The sequence below is a fragment of the Haloplanus sp. XH21 genome, assembly GCF_023276355.1.
Taxonomy (GTDB): domain Archaea; phylum Halobacteriota; class Halobacteria; order Halobacteriales; family Haloferacaceae; genus Haloplanus; species Haloplanus halobius.
In genome coordinates this window covers 1,499,727-1,516,965 of the sequence record NZ_JALLPL010000001.1, presented here as the reverse complement: position 1 = coordinate 1,516,965, position 17,239 = coordinate 1,499,727, and the positions used below count along the sequence as shown (strand labels likewise).

The following is a 17,239-nucleotide window of genomic DNA, read 5'->3' as shown; positions in this document are numbered from 1 at the left end:
CGGCGTTTATCCGCCACCGGACCGATGACGGAGACGTGCGCCGATGGGTCGCCCTCCTCTCGCTGTGCCTGCTGGTGACCGCCGGGTGTGGCGGCATCCCGGATTCGCCGCCCGCACCCGACGGCGCGCAGTCGACGGCGACCGCCAGCGAAACGACCGCTCGCGTGATAGACGTAGTCGACGGCGACACCGTCGACGTGCGCCTCGCGAACGGATCGACGGACACGATACGACTGCTCGGCGTCGACACCCCGGAGGTCCAGGCCGAGAACGCCCCCGCGGAGTTCGAAGGCGTCCCCGACACGGAAGCGGGACGCGACTGCCTGCGACGTCAGGGTGAGCGCGCGAGCGAGTTCGCCGTCGAGACGCTCGCCGGAGAGCAGGTCACGCTCCGATTCGACCCCCTCGCGGACCGACGCGGTGGCTACGGGCGACTGCTCGCGTACGTCGTCATCGACGGCGAGCAGTTCAACGCGGCGCTGCTCGAACGCGGCCACGCCCGCCTCTACGACTCGTCGTTCCAGGAGCGCGACCGCTACGCGTCGCTCGAACGCACGGCCCGAGCGAACGGGCGCGGCGTCTGGTCGTGTGCAGCGTGAGCCGAGTGATTACTGTTGAACATTCACAAAGACTTTAGTATAACCAAAGAATATGTCACGACGCATATGACACCCACACGGTCCTGCGACGAGGCGGCGCGTGGACGGACGCCGTGGGTCGAGGCGGTGAGTTGCTGATGGCGACCAAAGCCGGCCTCGCGGGGCAGTTGGCCGTCGTCGCCGGGTTCGAGAACCCACAGGCGGCCCTCGAACAGTATCCGACGCCGCCGGAGTTGGCGGCGCACGTCGTCCACGTCGCCGATCTGAACGGCGACATCGAGGGACGAACGGTCCTCGATCTCGGCGCCGGCACCGGCATGTTCGCCCTCGGGGCGGCTCTCCGAGGCCCCGATCGGGTCGTCGGCGTCGAAATCGACCGGAGCGCGCTCCGGATCGCCCGCGAGAACCAGCGACGGGTGGGCACCCGGACCCCGATCCACTGGGTCCAGGCCGACGCGACGCGTCTCCCGCTATGCCCCGACGGGCCGACGACGGTCGTGATGAACCCTCCATTCGGGGCACAGGCCGGCAACGAACACGCCGATCGCGCGTTTCTTGCGACGGCCGCCGACGTGGCCGACGTGTCGTACTCCGTGCACAACGCCGGGAGCCAGGAGTTCGTCGAGTCCTTCGCCGCCGACAACGACGGCGAGGTGACCCACGCCTTCGCCGCGGAGTTCGATCTCGAACGACAGTTCGATCACCACGCCGCCGATCGCCACGAGATCGACACCGAAGTGTACCGCATCGAGTGGGATCAGTCGTAACGTTCGGTCGTGGCGACCCGTACCCGTGTTCCCCCGTCGATGGCGTAGAGGGACCCCTCGACGTTGGTGATCTCCAGTCCGCCGACGGACACCGTCTGGTTGCGCTCGGGAACCGACACGGTGGCCGAACGGTTCGTCGTGGAGACGTTGACGCGGAACGCGTCGGACGTGGCTTCGAGGGAGATGTTCCGCCCGGCCACCACGGGATCGGCACGCGCGGGTGGTGAGGTGTACGCCGTCACCCGCTGGTCGCCGTACGAGAGCCGAACCCGGTATGCCGTGCCGCCGCCGACGGCGCTCCAGCCCTGTCGCTGGACGCGGACCGACTCCCGCCAGCCGACGCCGCCGACGCGGACGGTCGTCGATCCCGTGAAGGCGAGTCGGCCTTTCGACACCGCGGTCATCCAGATGCCCCGGTCGCGGTTCCGGACGATCACCCCCGAGGTGTTGACGCTGGTCGTCTCGCCGAACGCCTCGACATCGATGACCGACACCATGCCGTTCTCGACGTTCTCGGCGTAGGTCACCTCGTACCCCTGCACCGAAATCGGTCGTCCGTCGCCGGGCAGGTCGCCCTCGGCGGCCGTCATCAGGTTGACGGGCACGGCCGGGCCGCCGATGGCCGCCGTACAGAGGAGGAGCACCGTCGCGCCGACGCGCCACCGGGGGACCGACCGAAGGGACGCCACGGCGTCGTCGACGGGCATGAGCGGCCGATCCGACGCGGCGACAGTCGACGCGACGAGGACGGCGAGAGCCACCACCAGTGCGAGACCGCCCGCACGAAAGAGCACGTACGTCTCGCTCCCGCGATACCAGTAGACCGCCCACAGCGACTGCGCGATGCCGAACAGCGTCACGCCGACCGCGACCCGCACCGCGGAGGGGCGGTCGTCGCCGCGGACACGAGCGAGCCATACCCCGAGGAGGACGCCGGCGAGTAGGCCGATCGCGTGCCCCTGGATGGCGATGTCCGCCCACCACGGCGACGAGTACGAGGGGCCCGCGCTCGCGGAGACGATGGGTTGCCGGAGCGCGCCGTAGAGCGTCCGGAGCGCGTCGCTGACGGCGATGGCGATCACCGTCGCGATCGGATAGCGCACGAGGGCGAACCCGGCGAACGCGAAGACGACGCCCGAGAAGCCGATCACCGGCCCGATCGCGACCACCGCGGTGAACAGCCCGACGGCGAGCACGGCGGCGGGAAACGCCACGAACCCGCGAACGTAGGGGTTCGTCAGCGGCGAGGTGAACGTCTGGGTACCGCGCTCGCGGGGGAAATGTCCCCACGCGTACTCCGCCAGGGGCGCCAGCGCGAGCGTCCCGACGAGGTTTCCGACGAGATGCCCCGATCCGGAGTGAGCGAACGCCGCCGTCACCATCCCTAGCGGGGAGAAGTACGACCACGCCCGGAAGGGGATGGTCACCGGCGCGTTCCAGTGGTGCCACCCGCCCTGGACGAACAGGTACACGGCGAGGACGCCCCCGACGGAAACGAGCGTCCCCCAGGGTACGCCGAGGACGAACCGCGACCGCAACTGCGCACCCCACCGCCCGCGGGGACGGTCAAGGACGACGACGGCGACGGCCGCAGCAAGAACGGCGAGTGCCACCGCCAGCCGCGAGAGGGTGGCGGCGTCCGGGACAGCGATCATACCCTCCGTTCACGGGGCCACCGTAATGAGTGCCGCGGGTCCCGAAGCGTCGCTGGCGGCGTCGAGGCGGCCGACGAAAAAGTCGTGCGAGCCGTGTCGGGGGCCCGACTTATACGGATTATTGTAACCGCCTTCCGGTGAGTCGCCAAGACGGGTCGGCGATTCTCCGGTACTGACTGACAATAAACCGTACTACGCGTACTTCGCGACGACGTTCAGAATCTCGTCGAGTTCCTCGCCGTCGAGCGAGTAGCGACCGTGGGCGAACACCGTCCGGAGCTCGTCTCGGTCCTGTGGGAGCAGATCCGCGATCTTGAACGCGGCCTTCTCGTCGACCTGTTCGAGGTCGAGCAGGTCTTCGACTAACTCTCGGGACTCCTCGGCACCGAGCACGGCGAACGTGTTGGCGTGTTCGATGGCCCGCGCGAGTTCGTAGCGCATCTCGCGATCCGGGTCGGCCGCGCGTTCGGCCTCAACCTCTTCGAGGCGCTCTTTGACCTCGGAGACCGTGATGTACTCCTCGTCGAGTTTCTCCTTGAAGATAGTCATCGCGCGACTACTGCTGGGCCTTGAGGTGTGCCGGACGCACGATGAGGGTCTTGTCCTTGCCGCCGTCGTTGATCTCGACCTTGAAGGCACGACCCTGCTTCCCGACGACGGTTCCGGTGTGCCCGTTGAAGCGGGGGTGGAACCGACCCTCGGAGACGCTGGGGTCGAGTTTCAGATGCACTTTCTGGCCGTCGTCATACTCCTGAATCGCGCGCTGAGGCGGGGAAGCGCCGCGGTCTCGCGGGTTGTTCGAGAGTTTGCCGCGCGTCCCCTGCAGCGGCCCATTTGAACTCGGCATGATCGTACAGGCCTTACTGCGGTGGCGATTATAAAAGGTGCGTTCCGCGCCCGTCAGATACGGCCGACGTTCTCGACGGCGACGCTCTCGACGCCGCCGACGCCGGTGAACGCCTCTTCGACGGCCTCGGTACCGCCCGCGTCGTCGGGGACGATCACGGTCGGCAGGAGCGCCACCAGGCCGAACGCGACTTCGTCGCGCTCGAACCCGTTGATCTTGGCGCCCTCGGGGAGCGACGCTTCGAGTTTCTCCTGGAGATCATCGAGGTCGATATCGGGACTCTCGGGCATGACCTTCATCTTGGCAGCGACTTTCCCCATCTTACGGCCCCCTGAATCCGCAGTCCGGGCATTCGTAGAGGTTGCTCTGCTTGCGGCACTTGGCACAGCGGTAGATCTGTTGGCCGCAGTCCGGGCATTTGAACGATGCGGCACTCATCCCGGAGATGTTGATCCCACAGGAGACACACTGTCGCTCCTGCTTTCCTTCCGTCTGGCTCATACACTCACGAACCCGCTCGCGGGTTTTAATCGTTGTCTTTCGATGTTCGCGCCGGCGACGCGTCTCGTCTATCGGATCACCGCCGGCGCGAGGACGGCCATCAGGTGGACGCGCCGGACGCCGAGAACGGGCGGTCCGAGACCGATCAGGGCCGCCAGCGCGAAGATGGCGATTCCCACTCCGCCCGCGAAGAGGTACGCGAGGACGACCAGCAGACCGCCCGTGACGAGCGAGACGCGCGTGTAATCGAGACGGCCGACGGTTCGGAGATAACGGTCGCCGATAGTCACCACGAGCGCGAACCCGACCGCCGCCGCGAGACACACCGTCCCGACGAGCACGCCCGTCGCATCGGGCACACCCACCCGATCCATCGCGACCATCACCCCGGTTCGCGGCGTGCCGAGCGCCAGCAGCGCGAAGAGCGCGAAAACCGTATTGGCCGTGTTGGCGCCGCTCGAGGCGACGAGAAATCCGCGCGCGTCGGCCCGTCCCGGCACTGCCGGAAGCACGAGCACCGTCCCGACGGCGGCGGAGACGCCCGGGAGGTAGCCGACGAGTGCGCCCGCGCCGGCCCCCGCGCCCGCCGTCCCGAGCACCGTGCGTCGGTCCAACGTCACCGTCGGGTCGGCCTGTGGCGGAACGCCCTCCCCATCCAGGGCTTCGACGAGCACCGGCGCGCCGAACAGGCCGGCGAAAAGCGGCGCCAGGACGCCCCCCGCGGCCACGGGACCGGTCGGATCGAGGTCGAGCACCACCCAGCCGAAGCCAGCGGCGACCGCCAGCGTCGCCGCGGCCGCGATCCGTCGCCGCCAGGTCGGTTCGGTGGCCACCACGACGACGGCGACGGCGAGGAGAACGAGCGGCATCCGTCGGCGCAGCGTGGGGTAGACCGTCTCGATGACGCTCGTCATCGGCAGGGCGACGGCGAGGGCGACGACGACGGCGAGACCGCTTCCGAGCGCCGAGAGGCGGAGCGCCTCCCGTCCGCGGCCGTCGAGGACGAGGCGGTGACCTGGAAGCGTGACCGCCGCCGTCGCCGGGTCGGGGACGCCGAGCGTGAGCGCGGGCACGATATCGAGGAAGGTGTGGACGACGCCGGCGGCGAGCATCGCCGCGCCGAGCGCCAGCGTCGGCCCGGGCAGCGACGGCACGACGGACGCGAGCAACAGGGCGAAGTTGTTTGCGTGGAAGGATTGAGATTTCCCCAACTCAGGGAGAGTCCCTGTGAATGGGGAACCTCCGTGGATGGGGGATTCCCTCCCTCACAGGTGGGGTGTGCGTGCCAAATGTCCGTCATCACCGCCACAATGAGCGAACACGACTCGACCACCCCGACGGACGCAGTTGAACTGTACTTAGAAACTCGTGCGAACGAATTAGCCGATAGCACCTATCGGTCACAGAAATGTCGCCTTGAACGGTTCGCAGAGTGGTGTGATGAGAACGGCGTTGAGACGCTGGATCAATTAGGTGGGAAACATCTCCAGGAGTACCGTATCTTCCTACGCGATCACTATACACAGAAGGATGGTTCCAAGGGCGTGAGTCCGTTAACGATCCGTACTCGTCTCTGTACGGTTCGTGTTTTTCTTCGCTTTGCCGCCTCGATAGACGCCGTCGAACCAACCTTAGCAGAGCGGATGGTGCTTCCGACAGTCGACCGTGAGCAACGGTATAGAGAAGAAATCATCGACTCCGAAGATGCCAAGGACACCCTCGATGCACTCCGTGCAAACCGTTACGGGGAGAAAGCACACGTCGTCTTTGAATTGCTGTGGCAGACTGGGTGTCGTCTCGGAGGAGTTCATAGCCTCGATATCGATGACGTTGATGAAGATAACCAGTGGATCGAACTTCATCATCGCCCCGACGAAGGGACGACCTTGAAAAACGAAGAACGCGGGGAACGCTACATTGCGGTCACGGAACAGTTACTGGAGATTATCGACCAGTACATTCAGTTGCACCGCATCCCCGTCACCGACGAGTATGGCCGTGAGCCACTACTGACGACGGAACATGGACGCCCCGACAAGTCCACGCTACGTAACTGGGCGTATCTCGCACAGCTGCCGTGCTACCAACGGAACGTTTGTCCCCACGACGAGGACATTGCCAGTTGCGAAAAACGGCGCGTCTATGGACGTGATGAATGTCCCTCAACGACGATGCCTCACAATATTCGACGTGGACGGATCACAGACTTACTTTCCCAAGATGTCCCCAAGCGGGCAGTCTCCGACCGCGTCGATGTCGCGGGTGATATATTAGACACACATTATGACCAACGGAGTGAGGCAGGGAAAGCAGAGCAGCGGAGAAACTTCTTCACGTAGCGAACACCTGAGTGTAAGGATGAAATGGACAGTCGGTGCGGGGTCGGTTCTCGGCTATCGGTGGCCAAGGGCCACACGATAGCCTCCGCTGCCGACCCACGCACACGACATGTCCACCACCGCGATCTCGGGGGGGAGAGAACTTGGTAGATGGCGTGTATAAGGTGCCGTCGGATTGGCGTTGTGGCCCTGAATAACGATTTAAATACTAATTATTGAAATCCTCGTAACGGCTAATCAGGAAATAGAGGTACGCGCCGACTTGGTGGATTAGGAGAGTACAGTATGCACGGTCGTGATAAGCATGACGCTGTTTTCGATCATTACCGACCTTGCTGACCATCTTTTCAAGCGCCCCGAGTAATTCGTTCAATTCGGGCGCAGTAATACCATTAGCGTTGTACACGTCCTTCTCGTTCAGGATGCCAAGATAGTAGCCGTGGCTCCTGTCGCGGTCGTCTGTCCAATCCTCCAAGTCTACACAGATCGTCTGTAACACCTCCTCTATGCTGTTGTACAGCTTGGTGACTAACGTGTCGTCAAAGTCACCGTTTAGATACCGCTCGAAAGCGGCGTTATACCCTTCAAGTGCGTCCTCCCACGGCTCATTCTGTGAAAGGGCCTGAATCTTGGAATCCATATCTGCCATCGCCTCAGACGCCAGGGGAGTAAATTGAATCACACCTCCCTTATCTGCCCATTCTATTTCCCATAGTAACCCTTCTGTGACAAGAACCTGCCAAATCTCCTCGAAAACAGAATATTCAGACACAGGTCCTCTGTCAGACTGGATTGCATCTGCGGATTTTCTTTTGAATCGGTTATATGAGAGATACAGTTGTTCAATGTACGTGAGCACAGGGACTGTCTCTCCGTTGTAAATAAATTCACGATGGGACTTCGTCAGTCTCAATTGAGTACCTGTATTTCCTGAGAGACATTTGAGGACAGGCGTTCGTCCGATAAGTTTCATCGTCTCTTTGAAAGCGCGTTCTCTATCATCCTTATCACGGCTTTCAGTGATCTGTGCGAGCCGTTCTCGCGCAGGGCGTGTTAGCTCTTCATGAATCCGAGACTCAGGTTCTCTTTGTCGATCAATTAAGGGGGTATACCTATCGTCGCTCATTAGGGCCGAATTGCGGGTTGTGAATAATAAAATGTACCAGAGTTGGGTGAAAGTGAAAACCATCTTGAACCTCGCTATTGAGGTGCCCCCAATCTGAGACGACTGCGGTAGTCCCAGTAGCACAACTAAACAAATTTATCTCTGAGTGTGGTGCCAGATTTGGTCTGAATCCGCCCGTTTCGAGGATGCTTTTTATAAATGGAGGGTCGAACCTACCAGATTCTATACTGTTTCAGCGGCAGATTGCCTCAAAGCAGTAGCAGTTGCCCTACTAATTCCGCTCAATTCACTCCGTGGTAAGCAAGACTCTAACGGCGACGGTTGAAACAGTAGAATCAGGAAAACAGCCGTCAGTTAGTAGAGCGAAGCCTCGACGGTCATCGTCTCGACCGTCTCGGTCGGCTTCTCGAACCTGACGGAGAAACTAACCCACCCATCACCCTTGGGAAACTCGACTTCCTTCTGAAACTCCACCGTGACGATGGTGCTGTCAGAAAGCCCGTGGACATCCGCGACGACGGCGTCGAACAGCATCGAGGACATGGCAGCGTCCGACAGGTCGACCATGTCGTCCGTGTTGTCGATGACCCTATCGTCGTCATCCACGGGCAGGCACCGTGCTTTCTCGCGGATCAGTTGCTTACTGTCGTCGTCAATATCGCTGACCACAGTCGAAAGCTGTTCACCAGTCGTGTCCTGGCTTGCTTCGGACATTGCGATTGCACCGAGGACAGCCACACACTTAGTAGTCCGTTTACTGATACTTTTTCAAAGGGACAACCTGAACAGAGGGGTAGAGCCACTACATACCCCACCGTCACGATTAGAGACACATACGTTGTCTGGTACATAGGGGGAGGGGGTCCCCGTTGCGAGATTGACGCCAGGCGTTCCAGTATAGTAATGCAGCATCAGGCAGCCCACATCAAGGCTATTGAAAGAAATATCAGTCCCAGACCTCCCGCCATTGTGCGTTCAGACAAGGTAAAGAATGAGAGGAAGACTAAACAGAATCCACAGAACGCCAACCCTGCGACCAGTTGAACGAACATTATTGGAACCTTTGCTTAATATGATATTCAAATAACAATATAGATTGGGGTGTGGTCCCCCATATCACGATTGTAGAGGCTGAATCTACGTTCGAGGACGTGATCTAAGTGAGAATTTTCACCTATATTCACAGATATTTACGGTCAGATATAGTAGAAATATACCCAAAGTGTTCGATAGATTTATATGACAGCAGGACGTAACAATAGACGAGAATGGGAACTCGAAATAGGACGATTACGGTTTCAGAGGAAGAGCGGGAACGACTGAATCAGGTCGCAAAACAGGCATTTGGTACGGATGATGTGGCCTATGGCGCGACTATCTCAATGCTGACTAACAACTACCTGAGCGAAGATAATTAGAACGATATGTCTGAGACATTGGAGTTTGCATACACGGAGACGAATCGGCGCGGGGATACCAAGATTCGGGCCAACGCTGACTTCCCTGTCGATACGGGGAACCCACACGTAGACAGGGAATTAGGGGATTTCTTTGAGCGTCTTAGTACGAATCATCGTGATCCGTTCTACGGAGTCGCGTATCTGATTAGCGAGTACGGCGACGAGATTGTCGAGGAAGTCGAAGAAATAGGGAAAGAGGATCTGCGAGACTACGTCGTCGGAATCGAAGCTGCCCGAACCAGTGAGCGTGAACGGCAATCCAACGACCGACTAAGTGAGTTGCTGGAGGACGCTGACGCTGCTGAGGAGGAGAAAATCATCGAGGCAGCGGAAGCCGCAGCAGAAGGTGACATCAGCGACTTCCCGACCCACGAAGCAATGGTCCGAGGTGAGGAATAATGCGTCTTGTTATTCACTCCCACGAACTTCCTGATTCGGTGGTTGAAGGTGCTGCTGATGCAGGCGTTGATCCGATGGAGGCTTTCGAGGACCAATTGCAGACGCTCTCAGAGCAGTTTGAAGACGTTAATGACGGTGCCTACGGCGGAGCAATCGCTTATGCGGTTGCCGATGTCTATCAGCGTTCACACGCCGAATTTACGGATTCTGGAATGAGTGATGAGGGTCGCTACGATCTTCGGGAGCAGACAAAATAGGTGATTAACTGACTGGCACCGTGGGAGGGTGGGCGTGACGACTGGTTGGCCAGTGAGGTTGGTCGTGGGATCGGTGTTAGTCATGTTGAATCAGTCTACCTGTGCAAAACGGCGCGGGGGTATTCCTCGTGCCGTGGTCGTTCATTTCAATAACCCAATAAAATACACACTTCAATATGCGGACAAAAGACATGAATTCCCTTCGCGTTCCGAGTCGTATTGCCTCCACAGTCCGAGAGATTGGACGCCATATCGAGGATGAAGCCGATGAGGATATTCCGAACCCAGAGTCGGTTGTCGTTCGGATCCTTGCTTCTGAGTACGTCGAACAGCACAAGGATCTATTCGAGGAAGTTGCTGACCATCAATACCAATACGTCGGGGGACGGGAATGACGGACGACGAATTGATCGACCCTGATGATGTCTCCGAGGATTCAATCGTTCTCCAGTGTGGTCGAATCGTAGGGGATGACGGTAGCGTGATTGGACGCATCAATACGGAGGGTGGTGAATAGATGGTCGAATCACACGCCCCCGATACTCCAACAGATAGCCGCATCTACGTGAATGGGACACGACTCCCTGCGGGCAACGTCGATTGCCACCTCCGCAAAGAAGGGAATCTGGATTTCACCCGATACGTCGAAGGAGAATTTGCCTCACCGTTCCGTGGGGGAAACTATACTGATGCCTTCAATGGGTTAGCACCCGAGGACCAGGACGGCTTCGACGTTGTCCGTCTCGACGTTCGGGATTACGAGACGGAGCGTTACACCACCGTATTCCGCGGCTATGTAACAGGCGTTGGGAACAGTTCAAACGAGCCTGAACAACGGTGGCGATTCCGTGCCCAAGGGCCTGGACATCTTCTTGATAACATCCCTGCGAGCAAGCGATTTACTGACGCCACAATCACGGACGTAGCGACATATATCACAGAGAACCTCAACGAGAAACTTCCCTTCCCTGTTGTATTCCTTGAAACCTTGGAAGATGTCGTTCAGGAAGGTGACACCGTTCGTAACGTCGAATCTGCGAATGACGACGCGAGTCCGTCTGACTATGCGTTTCCAATAGCGCGGATATTCAGTGATCTCGTTGCTTCACTAACGGACAATATCCATACTCCCCACACATTCCAAGCGAACAGAGACACCTTGGCTGATGTCGCCTCATGGCTGAAAGACAAGAGTAACGTGGAAATATGGCTTACTCCAACCGATGAGGGAGTCGGACTCGTCGTTGCACGAGGGGCGAAACAACGCCACGAGGCTCACTATCTCGGTGGCGATACCCAGATCGTCAACAACGACGCCCTCGTAGAACTACGCCCAGTCAACACAAAGGTCGTCAAAGGCGGTGCGAAGGAATCACAGTTCTCCGTAGGACCACTGGAGATCAACTCCCCTACTGATACGTTCACGACAGCAAAAGCACGTCACAAACCTCTGTACCGACGTGCAGGTCAACGAGAGCTACACGCTAACACCGAAACGAAAACAGGTGCATTGAGCAAAGAGGAAGTTGGGAATGAGGCCAAGAGTCTGCTCAAACAGGCCATAGAAGGCACTACTGAGGGGACGATGCAAACACTACTGCGAGGGCCTATTGCTCCCTTCGACACCGTAGAAGCACGTCCTACGTGCAACGAGCGAGTGTCAGCGTCCGATGAGTCGATCACCTACGAAGTCAGTCGTGTCCACCACAAGATTCGGACTGGAGATGAGATGTCCTCCACTGAATTGAACGTCGGTGTCCACGTTGGAGACGACGACATTACCATCATAGACAGTTGGGAGAGTGAGGCGTAATCCCCATTTGACGGAGTAATGGGGTTCAGGGGGTCGCCGCCCCTACCCGATACAGGTTCTCCCTGAATTTCCGCACGGGAGGACGTACCATGCGAGAGACTGGCTGATATATCAGGTGTGTCAGGGGTGGGGTGATGACCCTGTCACACTGATTTTGTGAATATTCCCATAGTGAACTGCGCGGAGTTCGGATCACCCCTTCAACGGAATAACTACGATAGTTCGATAGCGTCGCTTGATTTGATCCAGTGGTGATTACAGGCCCACTCAACCGCGGCACCTTCAACGTCGACAGAATCCGCGTGGACATCACTCTCTCCATCAAAGACGTTCCTAAGCACCCAGTGAGGTCGTTGGTGGGCCATGTATTTCAGCATCGGTGACACAAGCGGGAAGCCCTCTCTGCCCCGCGTTTTGAATACCTCCAGGGCAGTTTCGTCGTCAATCAGGACTCGTGGCGGGTCATGGAACACCACCCCTGCATCTTTCTGCCCTTTCTGCACTGGATGGTCCTTCTCATACGCACCCTTCGTATTGTTAACATGGCTTTGAACGATTGAGTGGGCCACGCCGATAGACACCTCGTTGTCGGGATCGTCGGCCCATATCAAGAGATGAGTGTGAGGCGTTGCTGCACTGTCAGTCGATGCAGTAATAGCGATGTATTCGTAGTCGTAGCCTTGAAGCTGGTACTTCATTGTGCCGTACACGTTCGACCATGAATCATGGAGCCGCTCATTGAGTTTGATGGGCTGTGTTGAATCGCTGTAAGGCGTAGAGATTCACTGTTTGACGAAGCGCTTGATGTTATAGACGACACACATCAGCGCGATTTCGCGGAACTCACGAAACCATGAGCGCGCTCGCACGGCGAAGCCGAGCGAGCGCTTCACAGCCGAGTTCACAGTTTCAGTCATAGAGCGCTGATTGTAGCGGTTATCGTCGATTCTGGCGTTGTGTGCGTGGTCGTACGCTGCGAAGATGCGGTGTTTGATCAGCGGTCTGATCCCGAGGTCGCGTAATCCTTCACGAAGCGATTGCTTGTCATAGCCTTTATCGGCCGCAAGAGACCGCAGATCGCCCGCATTTCGGCGGGCGATCTGCTCGGCAAGGTCTGCGTCGCTCCCTTTCCGATTTGTAGAGCAGTGGACGTCAAGGACGGCTTGAGACGCTGTATCGACGAGTTTCGTGACTTTGAGCTTCTGAACGCGGTAGCTGATTCGCTGGCAGTAGTGGCGGCTGGCTGGTGAGCGGTCGTAGAACGTGGCGTCGATCGCGGCGTGTTCAGAGAGATCGTGCAGCTGCGCCGACTGGCGCAGCAGCACTCGACAGACGCTCATACTGATCCGGTCGAACGCCTTACACAACGTGGACGGCGCGGGGAGATCGGCCGCGTTGAGGCCGATCTCCCCGATTATTTGTGGCATCTCTTTGAGCAGGTCGATCGTCATGCGGTACGACGAATCGAGGTAAATCCGCAGACAGTGAAGGGAAACGAGTGCATAGTCGGCGAATCCGCCGCCACCTTCTGGGGCGGCGGATTCGCCTCCATCGCCAGTAACTCTTTGAGCAACCGGTACAACCTCCCCGATGAAGCGGGAGATTTGCGTCATGGTCAACGGAACTCTCCCGCTTCAACTCCTTTGATTTAGCGGCCTACCTCGCTGCCGTATGGCGATTCAACACAGCCGTTTGATGGGTTCAATCCAGCGACGTTGGCCGTTTTGAATCTCTATCGGAGATAGACGGAGCGAACAAAACAGTATCGTCGGGTCATCGTACTGCTCCCAAACATCCCGTGCCCCGCCGAGTAACTGTCCGTGTTGGGTCCGTATTCGTTCGTAGCGGCTTGTTCTATTAGGATGGTTCCAGAGGGCTTTCTGGTATGTGACGTATGCCTCAGCCGCTCGCTCCACCGTCAACGGTTGGGGATTTGGACACTGCTCGGCCGCCCACAAACAGTCTCGCCATATCTCATTCTCACCAGCCAACGGATCCGCCGCATCGGGACACTCCCCACACCCACATTCAACGAGAGGCTTAGGCAACTTCCTGGCGTCGTAGGATGGGTGAGCTATCCGTGTATCTCGTCGGGTTTCGTGATCTATCTTGACTGGGTCGGCAGGTTCTGACTGAGAAGGGGAATTCTTTTTCTGAAAATCTGCATAGTCATCCCCGACTCCCGCCCGTCGCTTGGCCTCCTTCGCTTGTTCAATCGTAAACGGCCCCTCACTATCGTTCTCCCTCGTGTCCGATTTCATTCATATAGACACGGGACGCCGCCAAACGTCACTTTGAACCCTTTTCAGGAGGAAAGGTTTATGACAGAAGGGGTACAAATGATAAGTAGGACCAACCCCACGGTCCATCCCCTACACTGTGTCAGCAGTGTACCTTTCTCCCCCTTTTGAGGAAACCACGAAGTATCACGTAGGTTTCTATGGATTCCTCAGGCGTAGTCGTGTCTTGATCAACTATTATCACCCATACTACTTAAAATCTTGCCACAAAGTAGTAGAATTAATGTAGTCGTTAGGTGTACACAGATGCCAGTATAGCACTTTTAGAGAGATTGGATTCAAAGACGACCAATACCCCTTACAGATTGCTCAAGGGAATAGAAAACGACACTACACGGTTCTCACTCCACTGGGGATGCTCTACGTAGCGACCAATCGATCTCCAAAACCACCCATTATCCCCACACGAGACCGCGGTTCACAAGTAGAGAACTACACTACAAGTACAGCAGTATACGCTTGTGGCGAAGCCCTCTGCCACAGGGTTGCGTGTTCGAGTGTACCTCGTAGGTTTCCTCGAAAACCCTCTATCTTAGGCATAGAACTCTACCTCAATAAGGTTACTCCAATATGAGCGAATACTGAGAGGTTCCGCCCCACTCCACAGTGTTCAATTCAGTATAGTAGGTCTCTCGTGGAGCGTAATCGTGAAACAGCATATCCCCGCTAAGGTGTGTATCTGATCCTAACGAGATGAGATACTGACTACTTGTCGAGGCGTGTGGATGGTCATCACTCTTTTCACAGAGCAAGTTGTTACTGCCAACCGACGGACAGCGGCCACCCACCTTCGCCACCATGTGTGACTGTCGACTCGGGGTAACAATACCTCCAAAATCGACAGACGGCAGCGACGGCACGACGGACGCGAGCAACAGGGCGAAGTTGTTTGCGTGGAGACCGGGCGTCAGCCCGCTGAGCGTGCCGAGACCGACGCCGACGGCGGCGTAGCCGAGCGTCGTCGCGCCGACGGTCGAGAGCATCCCGCAGGGATGGCCGCGTCACCACGCTTGAAGCCTCGGGCGAGCCACGTCGCTGGCGGCGCAGTGGGGCGAAAAAAGTCGAGTGGTGGGTGGACCGCGATTAGCCGAAGAGTTCGCCGAGGCCTTCGCCGCTGGCCTCTTCGTCCTCTTCTTCTTCTTCCTCGGCGGCTTCCTCTTCTTCGGCGGCTTCCTCTTCCTCGGCGCCTTCCTCGGCCTCTTCGTCGGCGCCACCGGAAGCGCCGGCGGCGGCACCCGCGGCGGGTGCGGCGGCGGCCGTCTCGATGGCGTCCTCGATGTCGACATCCTCGAGGGCGGCGACCAGCGCTTTGACGCGGGACTGCTCCACGTCGACGCCGGCGGCTTCGAGCACCGCGGTCACGTTGTCTTCGTTGATCTCTTCGTCCGTCTCGTTCAGGATGAGTGCTGCGTAAACGTATTCCATTGTCTTGTGTCTCCGTTAGCCGAACATCTGGCCGAGGCCCTCGGCACCGTCGCCGTCGTCGTCGTCCTCGTCGTCGGTGTCGGTGTCGGGTTCGGCCTCAGTGTCTTCCGCTTCGTCGCTCGATTCCTCTTCGGTCTCCTCGGCCGGCGCCGCGGGCGCTTCCACGCCGCGCAGTTCCTCCGGGAGCGCCTCGTCGTCGTCGATCTGTGCCGCGAGGGCGCGAACCTGGCTGTCGGCCTGGGACACGAGGTCCGGCATCAGATCCGGGTCCTCGATGGCCGCGAAGAGGCCGACCGACTTGGCGTTGCCAGCCGCCTTGGCCAGCAGCGTGCCCGCGGTGCGGGCGGTCGGGTAGGACGCGTTGACCGAGAGGTTGCGCGCGGCGGCCGCGGCCGACTCGATGTCGGCGCGGTACTCGTCGACGTCGATGGCGAGCTCGTCGGGTTCGAACAGGACGCCCTCGGAGAAGACGGCGCGCAGGTCGAGACCGACTTCCTTGGGTTCGATACCCAGTTCGCCGAGCACGTTGGCGAGTTCGGTGCTGACCGCTTCGCCGGCTTCGAGCACCGTCGAGTCCGCGGTGACCTGGATCGACCCCTCCATGATGCGGGCTTCCGCGCCCACCTGCTGGAGTTCGCCGACGAAGGGACCGGGGTCGACGCCCGTGTCGCCCTCGGGGATGACGATGTCGTTCGGGGCAACCTCGCCCGCGTTGATGGGGGCCGGCGTCTTCGACGCCTCGAGTTGCTGGAAGAGTCCGAACGGGTTGTCGTTGGTCCCGATGAGCGCGACCTGGTTGTAGACGTAGCCGGAGAGCTGTTCGTAGCCCTCGTCGACCTCGTCCAGCGCGCGGCGGAGGAGCGTGTTGCGGCTCATCCGCACGTCGGCGCTGCCGTGCAGGTCGCGGCGCATGTTCTGGAGCTGGCGGCTCGGAATGCCGGCGACGCCGACGATTCCGACGCTCGTGTAGCTCTCGATGAAGTCGACGAGTTCGTCGACCTCCTCCTGTTTCCACTGCGGAATCGTCTCGGTGCGTCGCACGCTCTCGCTTTCGCTCATGCCTCCACCTCCACGGAGGGCCCCATCGTCGTCTTGACGTAGACGGAGTCGATGTTGAGCGGGCCCTTCTCCAGAGCGGCCTCGAGGCGGCGGATGATGACGTCGATGTTGTCCGAGATTTCGTCGGCGGACATGTCCTCCGCGCCGACGCGCGTGTGGAACGTGCGTCGGTCACGGCTTCGGAGCTGGACCGTGTTTTTCATCCGGTTCACCGTCTCGACGACGTCGTCGTCGGGCTGGAGCGGCGTCGGCATCTTGCCGCGCGGCCCGAGGACGGTCCCGAGATAGCGACCGATATCCTGCATCATCGACGCCTCGGCGATGAAGAAGTCTGTTTCGTCGGCGAGATCCTTCGCGGCGTCGTCGTCGTCGCCGAGCTCCTCGAGTTCGTCGGGACTGAGGACCTCGTCGGCGGCGTCTTCGGCACGAAGGGCGGTCTCACCGGTAGCAAAGACGACGATCTGCGTTTCCTGGCCGGTACCGGCCGGCAGGACGACGCTCTCGTCGACGCGATTCGACGGGTCGTTGAGATCTAAGTCGCGCAGATTCACGGCGAGGTCGACCGTCTCGCGGAAGTTCCGCGGCGGTGCCTCGTCGAGTGCGCGAGAGACTGCTTCTTCTATTGTATCTGCCATCTTTCACCTCCGTAGTACGCGTAAACGCTCCTACGGGTCAGTGAAACAGGCGTGGGC

General features: G+C 59.4%; 20 protein-coding genes. 6 read left to right on the top strand and 14 right to left on the bottom strand.

The window, feature by feature from the left end; translation table 11 throughout:
• Window positions 1-35 precede the first annotated feature (35 nt).
• The gene (locus MXB53_RS15800) at window positions 36-599 is read left to right on the top strand and encodes a thermonuclease family protein (protein ID WP_248896815.1); all 564 of its coding nucleotides are present in this window, start codon (window positions 36-38) and stop codon (window positions 597-599) included.
• A gap of 137 nt (window positions 600-736) precedes the next feature.
• Window positions 737-1,366: an METTL5 family protein gene (locus MXB53_RS07790; RefSeq protein WP_248896814.1), complete on the top strand. Its 630-nt coding sequence runs from the start codon at window positions 737-739 to the stop codon at window positions 1,364-1,366.
• On the opposite strand, the gene MXB53_RS07785 is transcribed toward MXB53_RS07790, so the two are convergent.
• The 6 genes from MXB53_RS07785 to MXB53_RS07760 form a co-directional block, all read right to left on the bottom strand.
• Window positions 1,357-3,021 (bottom strand): rhomboid family intramembrane serine protease, encoded by a 1,665-nt coding sequence (locus MXB53_RS07785; protein WP_248896813.1) that lies wholly within the window; start codon window positions 3,019-3,021, stop codon window positions 1,357-1,359. The genes MXB53_RS07790 and MXB53_RS07785 overlap by 10 nt on opposite strands.
• Window positions 3,022-3,213: 192 nt before the next feature.
• Entirely contained in the window at window positions 3,214-3,570 is a 357-nt protein-coding gene (locus MXB53_RS07780) for an RNA polymerase Rpb4 family protein (RefSeq protein ID WP_248896812.1), read from the bottom strand.
• Between the two features lie 7 nt (window positions 3,571-3,577).
• Window positions 3,578-3,868 carry a 50S ribosomal protein L21e gene (locus MXB53_RS07775; RefSeq protein ID WP_248896811.1) on the bottom strand — a complete coding sequence of 97 codons (291 nt, stop codon included), beginning with the start codon at window positions 3,866-3,868 and terminating at the stop codon, window positions 3,578-3,580.
• Window positions 3,869-3,921: 53 nt separating this feature from the next.
• Window positions 3,922-4,188, bottom strand: coding sequence for an elongation factor 1-beta (locus MXB53_RS07770; protein ID WP_248896810.1), 267 nt, complete (start codon window positions 4,186-4,188; stop codon window positions 3,922-3,924).
• Window position 4,189: 1 nt separating this feature from the next.
• On the bottom strand, window positions 4,190-4,369 hold the full coding sequence (locus tag MXB53_RS07765; RefSeq protein ID WP_157687919.1) for an HVO_2753 family zinc finger protein: 180 nt from the start codon (window positions 4,367-4,369) through the stop codon (window positions 4,190-4,192).
• 68 nt (window positions 4,370-4,437) lie between these two features.
• Window positions 4,438-5,580 carry a tripartite tricarboxylate transporter permease gene (locus tag MXB53_RS07760; RefSeq protein WP_248896809.1) on the bottom strand — a complete coding sequence of 381 codons (1,143 nt, stop codon included), beginning with the start codon at window positions 5,578-5,580 and terminating at the stop codon, window positions 4,438-4,440.
• A 78-nt stretch (window positions 5,581-5,658) separates the two neighbouring features.
• Between MXB53_RS07760 and MXB53_RS07755 the strand changes: the two genes are divergently transcribed.
• The gene (locus MXB53_RS07755; RefSeq protein WP_248896808.1) at window positions 5,659-6,708 is read left to right on the top strand and encodes a tyrosine-type recombinase/integrase; all 1,050 of its coding nucleotides are present in this window, start codon (window positions 5,659-5,661) and stop codon (window positions 6,706-6,708) included.
• A gap of 208 nt (window positions 6,709-6,916) precedes the next feature.
• Here MXB53_RS07755 and MXB53_RS07750 read toward each other — a convergent pair whose 3' ends face one another.
• Window positions 6,917-7,834 (bottom strand): hypothetical protein, encoded by a 918-nt coding sequence (locus MXB53_RS07750; RefSeq protein ID WP_248896807.1) that lies wholly within the window; start codon window positions 7,832-7,834, stop codon window positions 6,917-6,919.
• A 354-nt stretch (window positions 7,835-8,188) separates the two neighbouring features.
• Complete coding sequence (locus tag MXB53_RS07745) at window positions 8,189-8,548, bottom strand: hypothetical protein (RefSeq protein ID WP_248896806.1); 360 nt, start codon at window positions 8,546-8,548, stop codon at window positions 8,189-8,191.
• Between the two features lie 710 nt (window positions 8,549-9,258).
• Between MXB53_RS07745 and MXB53_RS07740 the strand changes: the two genes are divergently transcribed.
• The 3 genes from MXB53_RS07740 to MXB53_RS07730 all read left to right on the top strand — a co-directional run bounded on the left by MXB53_RS07740 (window position 9,259) and on the right by MXB53_RS07730 (window position 11,763).
• Window positions 9,259-9,693, top strand: coding sequence for a hypothetical protein (locus tag MXB53_RS07740; RefSeq protein WP_248896805.1), 435 nt, complete (start codon window positions 9,259-9,261; stop codon window positions 9,691-9,693).
• Window positions 9,693-9,950 carry a hypothetical protein gene (locus MXB53_RS07735; RefSeq protein ID WP_248896804.1) on the top strand — a complete coding sequence of 86 codons (258 nt, stop codon included), beginning with the start codon at window positions 9,693-9,695 and terminating at the stop codon, window positions 9,948-9,950. Before MXB53_RS07740 ends, MXB53_RS07735 begins: the two co-directional genes overlap by 1 nt.
• A gap of 517 nt (window positions 9,951-10,467) precedes the next feature.
• The gene (locus tag MXB53_RS07730) at window positions 10,468-11,763 is read left to right on the top strand and encodes a hypothetical protein (protein ID WP_248896803.1); all 1,296 of its coding nucleotides are present in this window, start codon (window positions 10,468-10,470) and stop codon (window positions 11,761-11,763) included.
• A 212-nt stretch (window positions 11,764-11,975) separates the two neighbouring features.
• On the opposite strand, the gene MXB53_RS07725 is transcribed toward MXB53_RS07730, so the two are convergent.
• The 6 genes from MXB53_RS07725 to MXB53_RS07700 form a co-directional block, all read right to left on the bottom strand.
• Window positions 11,976-12,512: a hypothetical protein gene (locus MXB53_RS07725; RefSeq protein ID WP_345779721.1), complete on the bottom strand. Its 537-nt coding sequence runs from the start codon at window positions 12,510-12,512 to the stop codon at window positions 11,976-11,978.
• A gap of 33 nt (window positions 12,513-12,545) precedes the next feature.
• Window positions 12,546-13,376, bottom strand: a complete 831-nt coding sequence (locus tag MXB53_RS07720; protein ID WP_089768607.1) for an IS5 family transposase — start codon at window positions 13,374-13,376, stop codon at window positions 12,546-12,548.
• 1,247 nt (window positions 13,377-14,623) lie between these two features.
• Window positions 14,624-15,046 carry a hypothetical protein gene (locus MXB53_RS15645; protein ID WP_283102248.1) on the bottom strand — a complete coding sequence of 141 codons (423 nt, stop codon included), beginning with the start codon at window positions 15,044-15,046 and terminating at the stop codon, window positions 14,624-14,626.
• Between the two features lie 100 nt (window positions 15,047-15,146).
• Entirely contained in the window at window positions 15,147-15,488 is a 342-nt protein-coding gene (gene rpl12p / locus MXB53_RS07710; RefSeq protein WP_248896801.1) for a 50S ribosomal protein P1, read from the bottom strand.
• Window positions 15,489-15,503: 15 nt separating this feature from the next.
• Window positions 15,504-16,547: a 50S ribosomal protein L10 gene (locus tag MXB53_RS07705; protein WP_248896800.1), complete on the bottom strand. Its 1,044-nt coding sequence runs from the start codon at window positions 16,545-16,547 to the stop codon at window positions 15,504-15,506.
• Window positions 16,544-17,182: a 50S ribosomal protein L1 gene (locus tag MXB53_RS07700; RefSeq protein WP_248896799.1), complete on the bottom strand. Its 639-nt coding sequence runs from the start codon at window positions 17,180-17,182 to the stop codon at window positions 16,544-16,546. Before MXB53_RS07700 ends, MXB53_RS07705 begins: the two co-directional genes overlap by 4 nt.
• Window positions 17,183-17,239 lie beyond the last annotated feature (57 nt).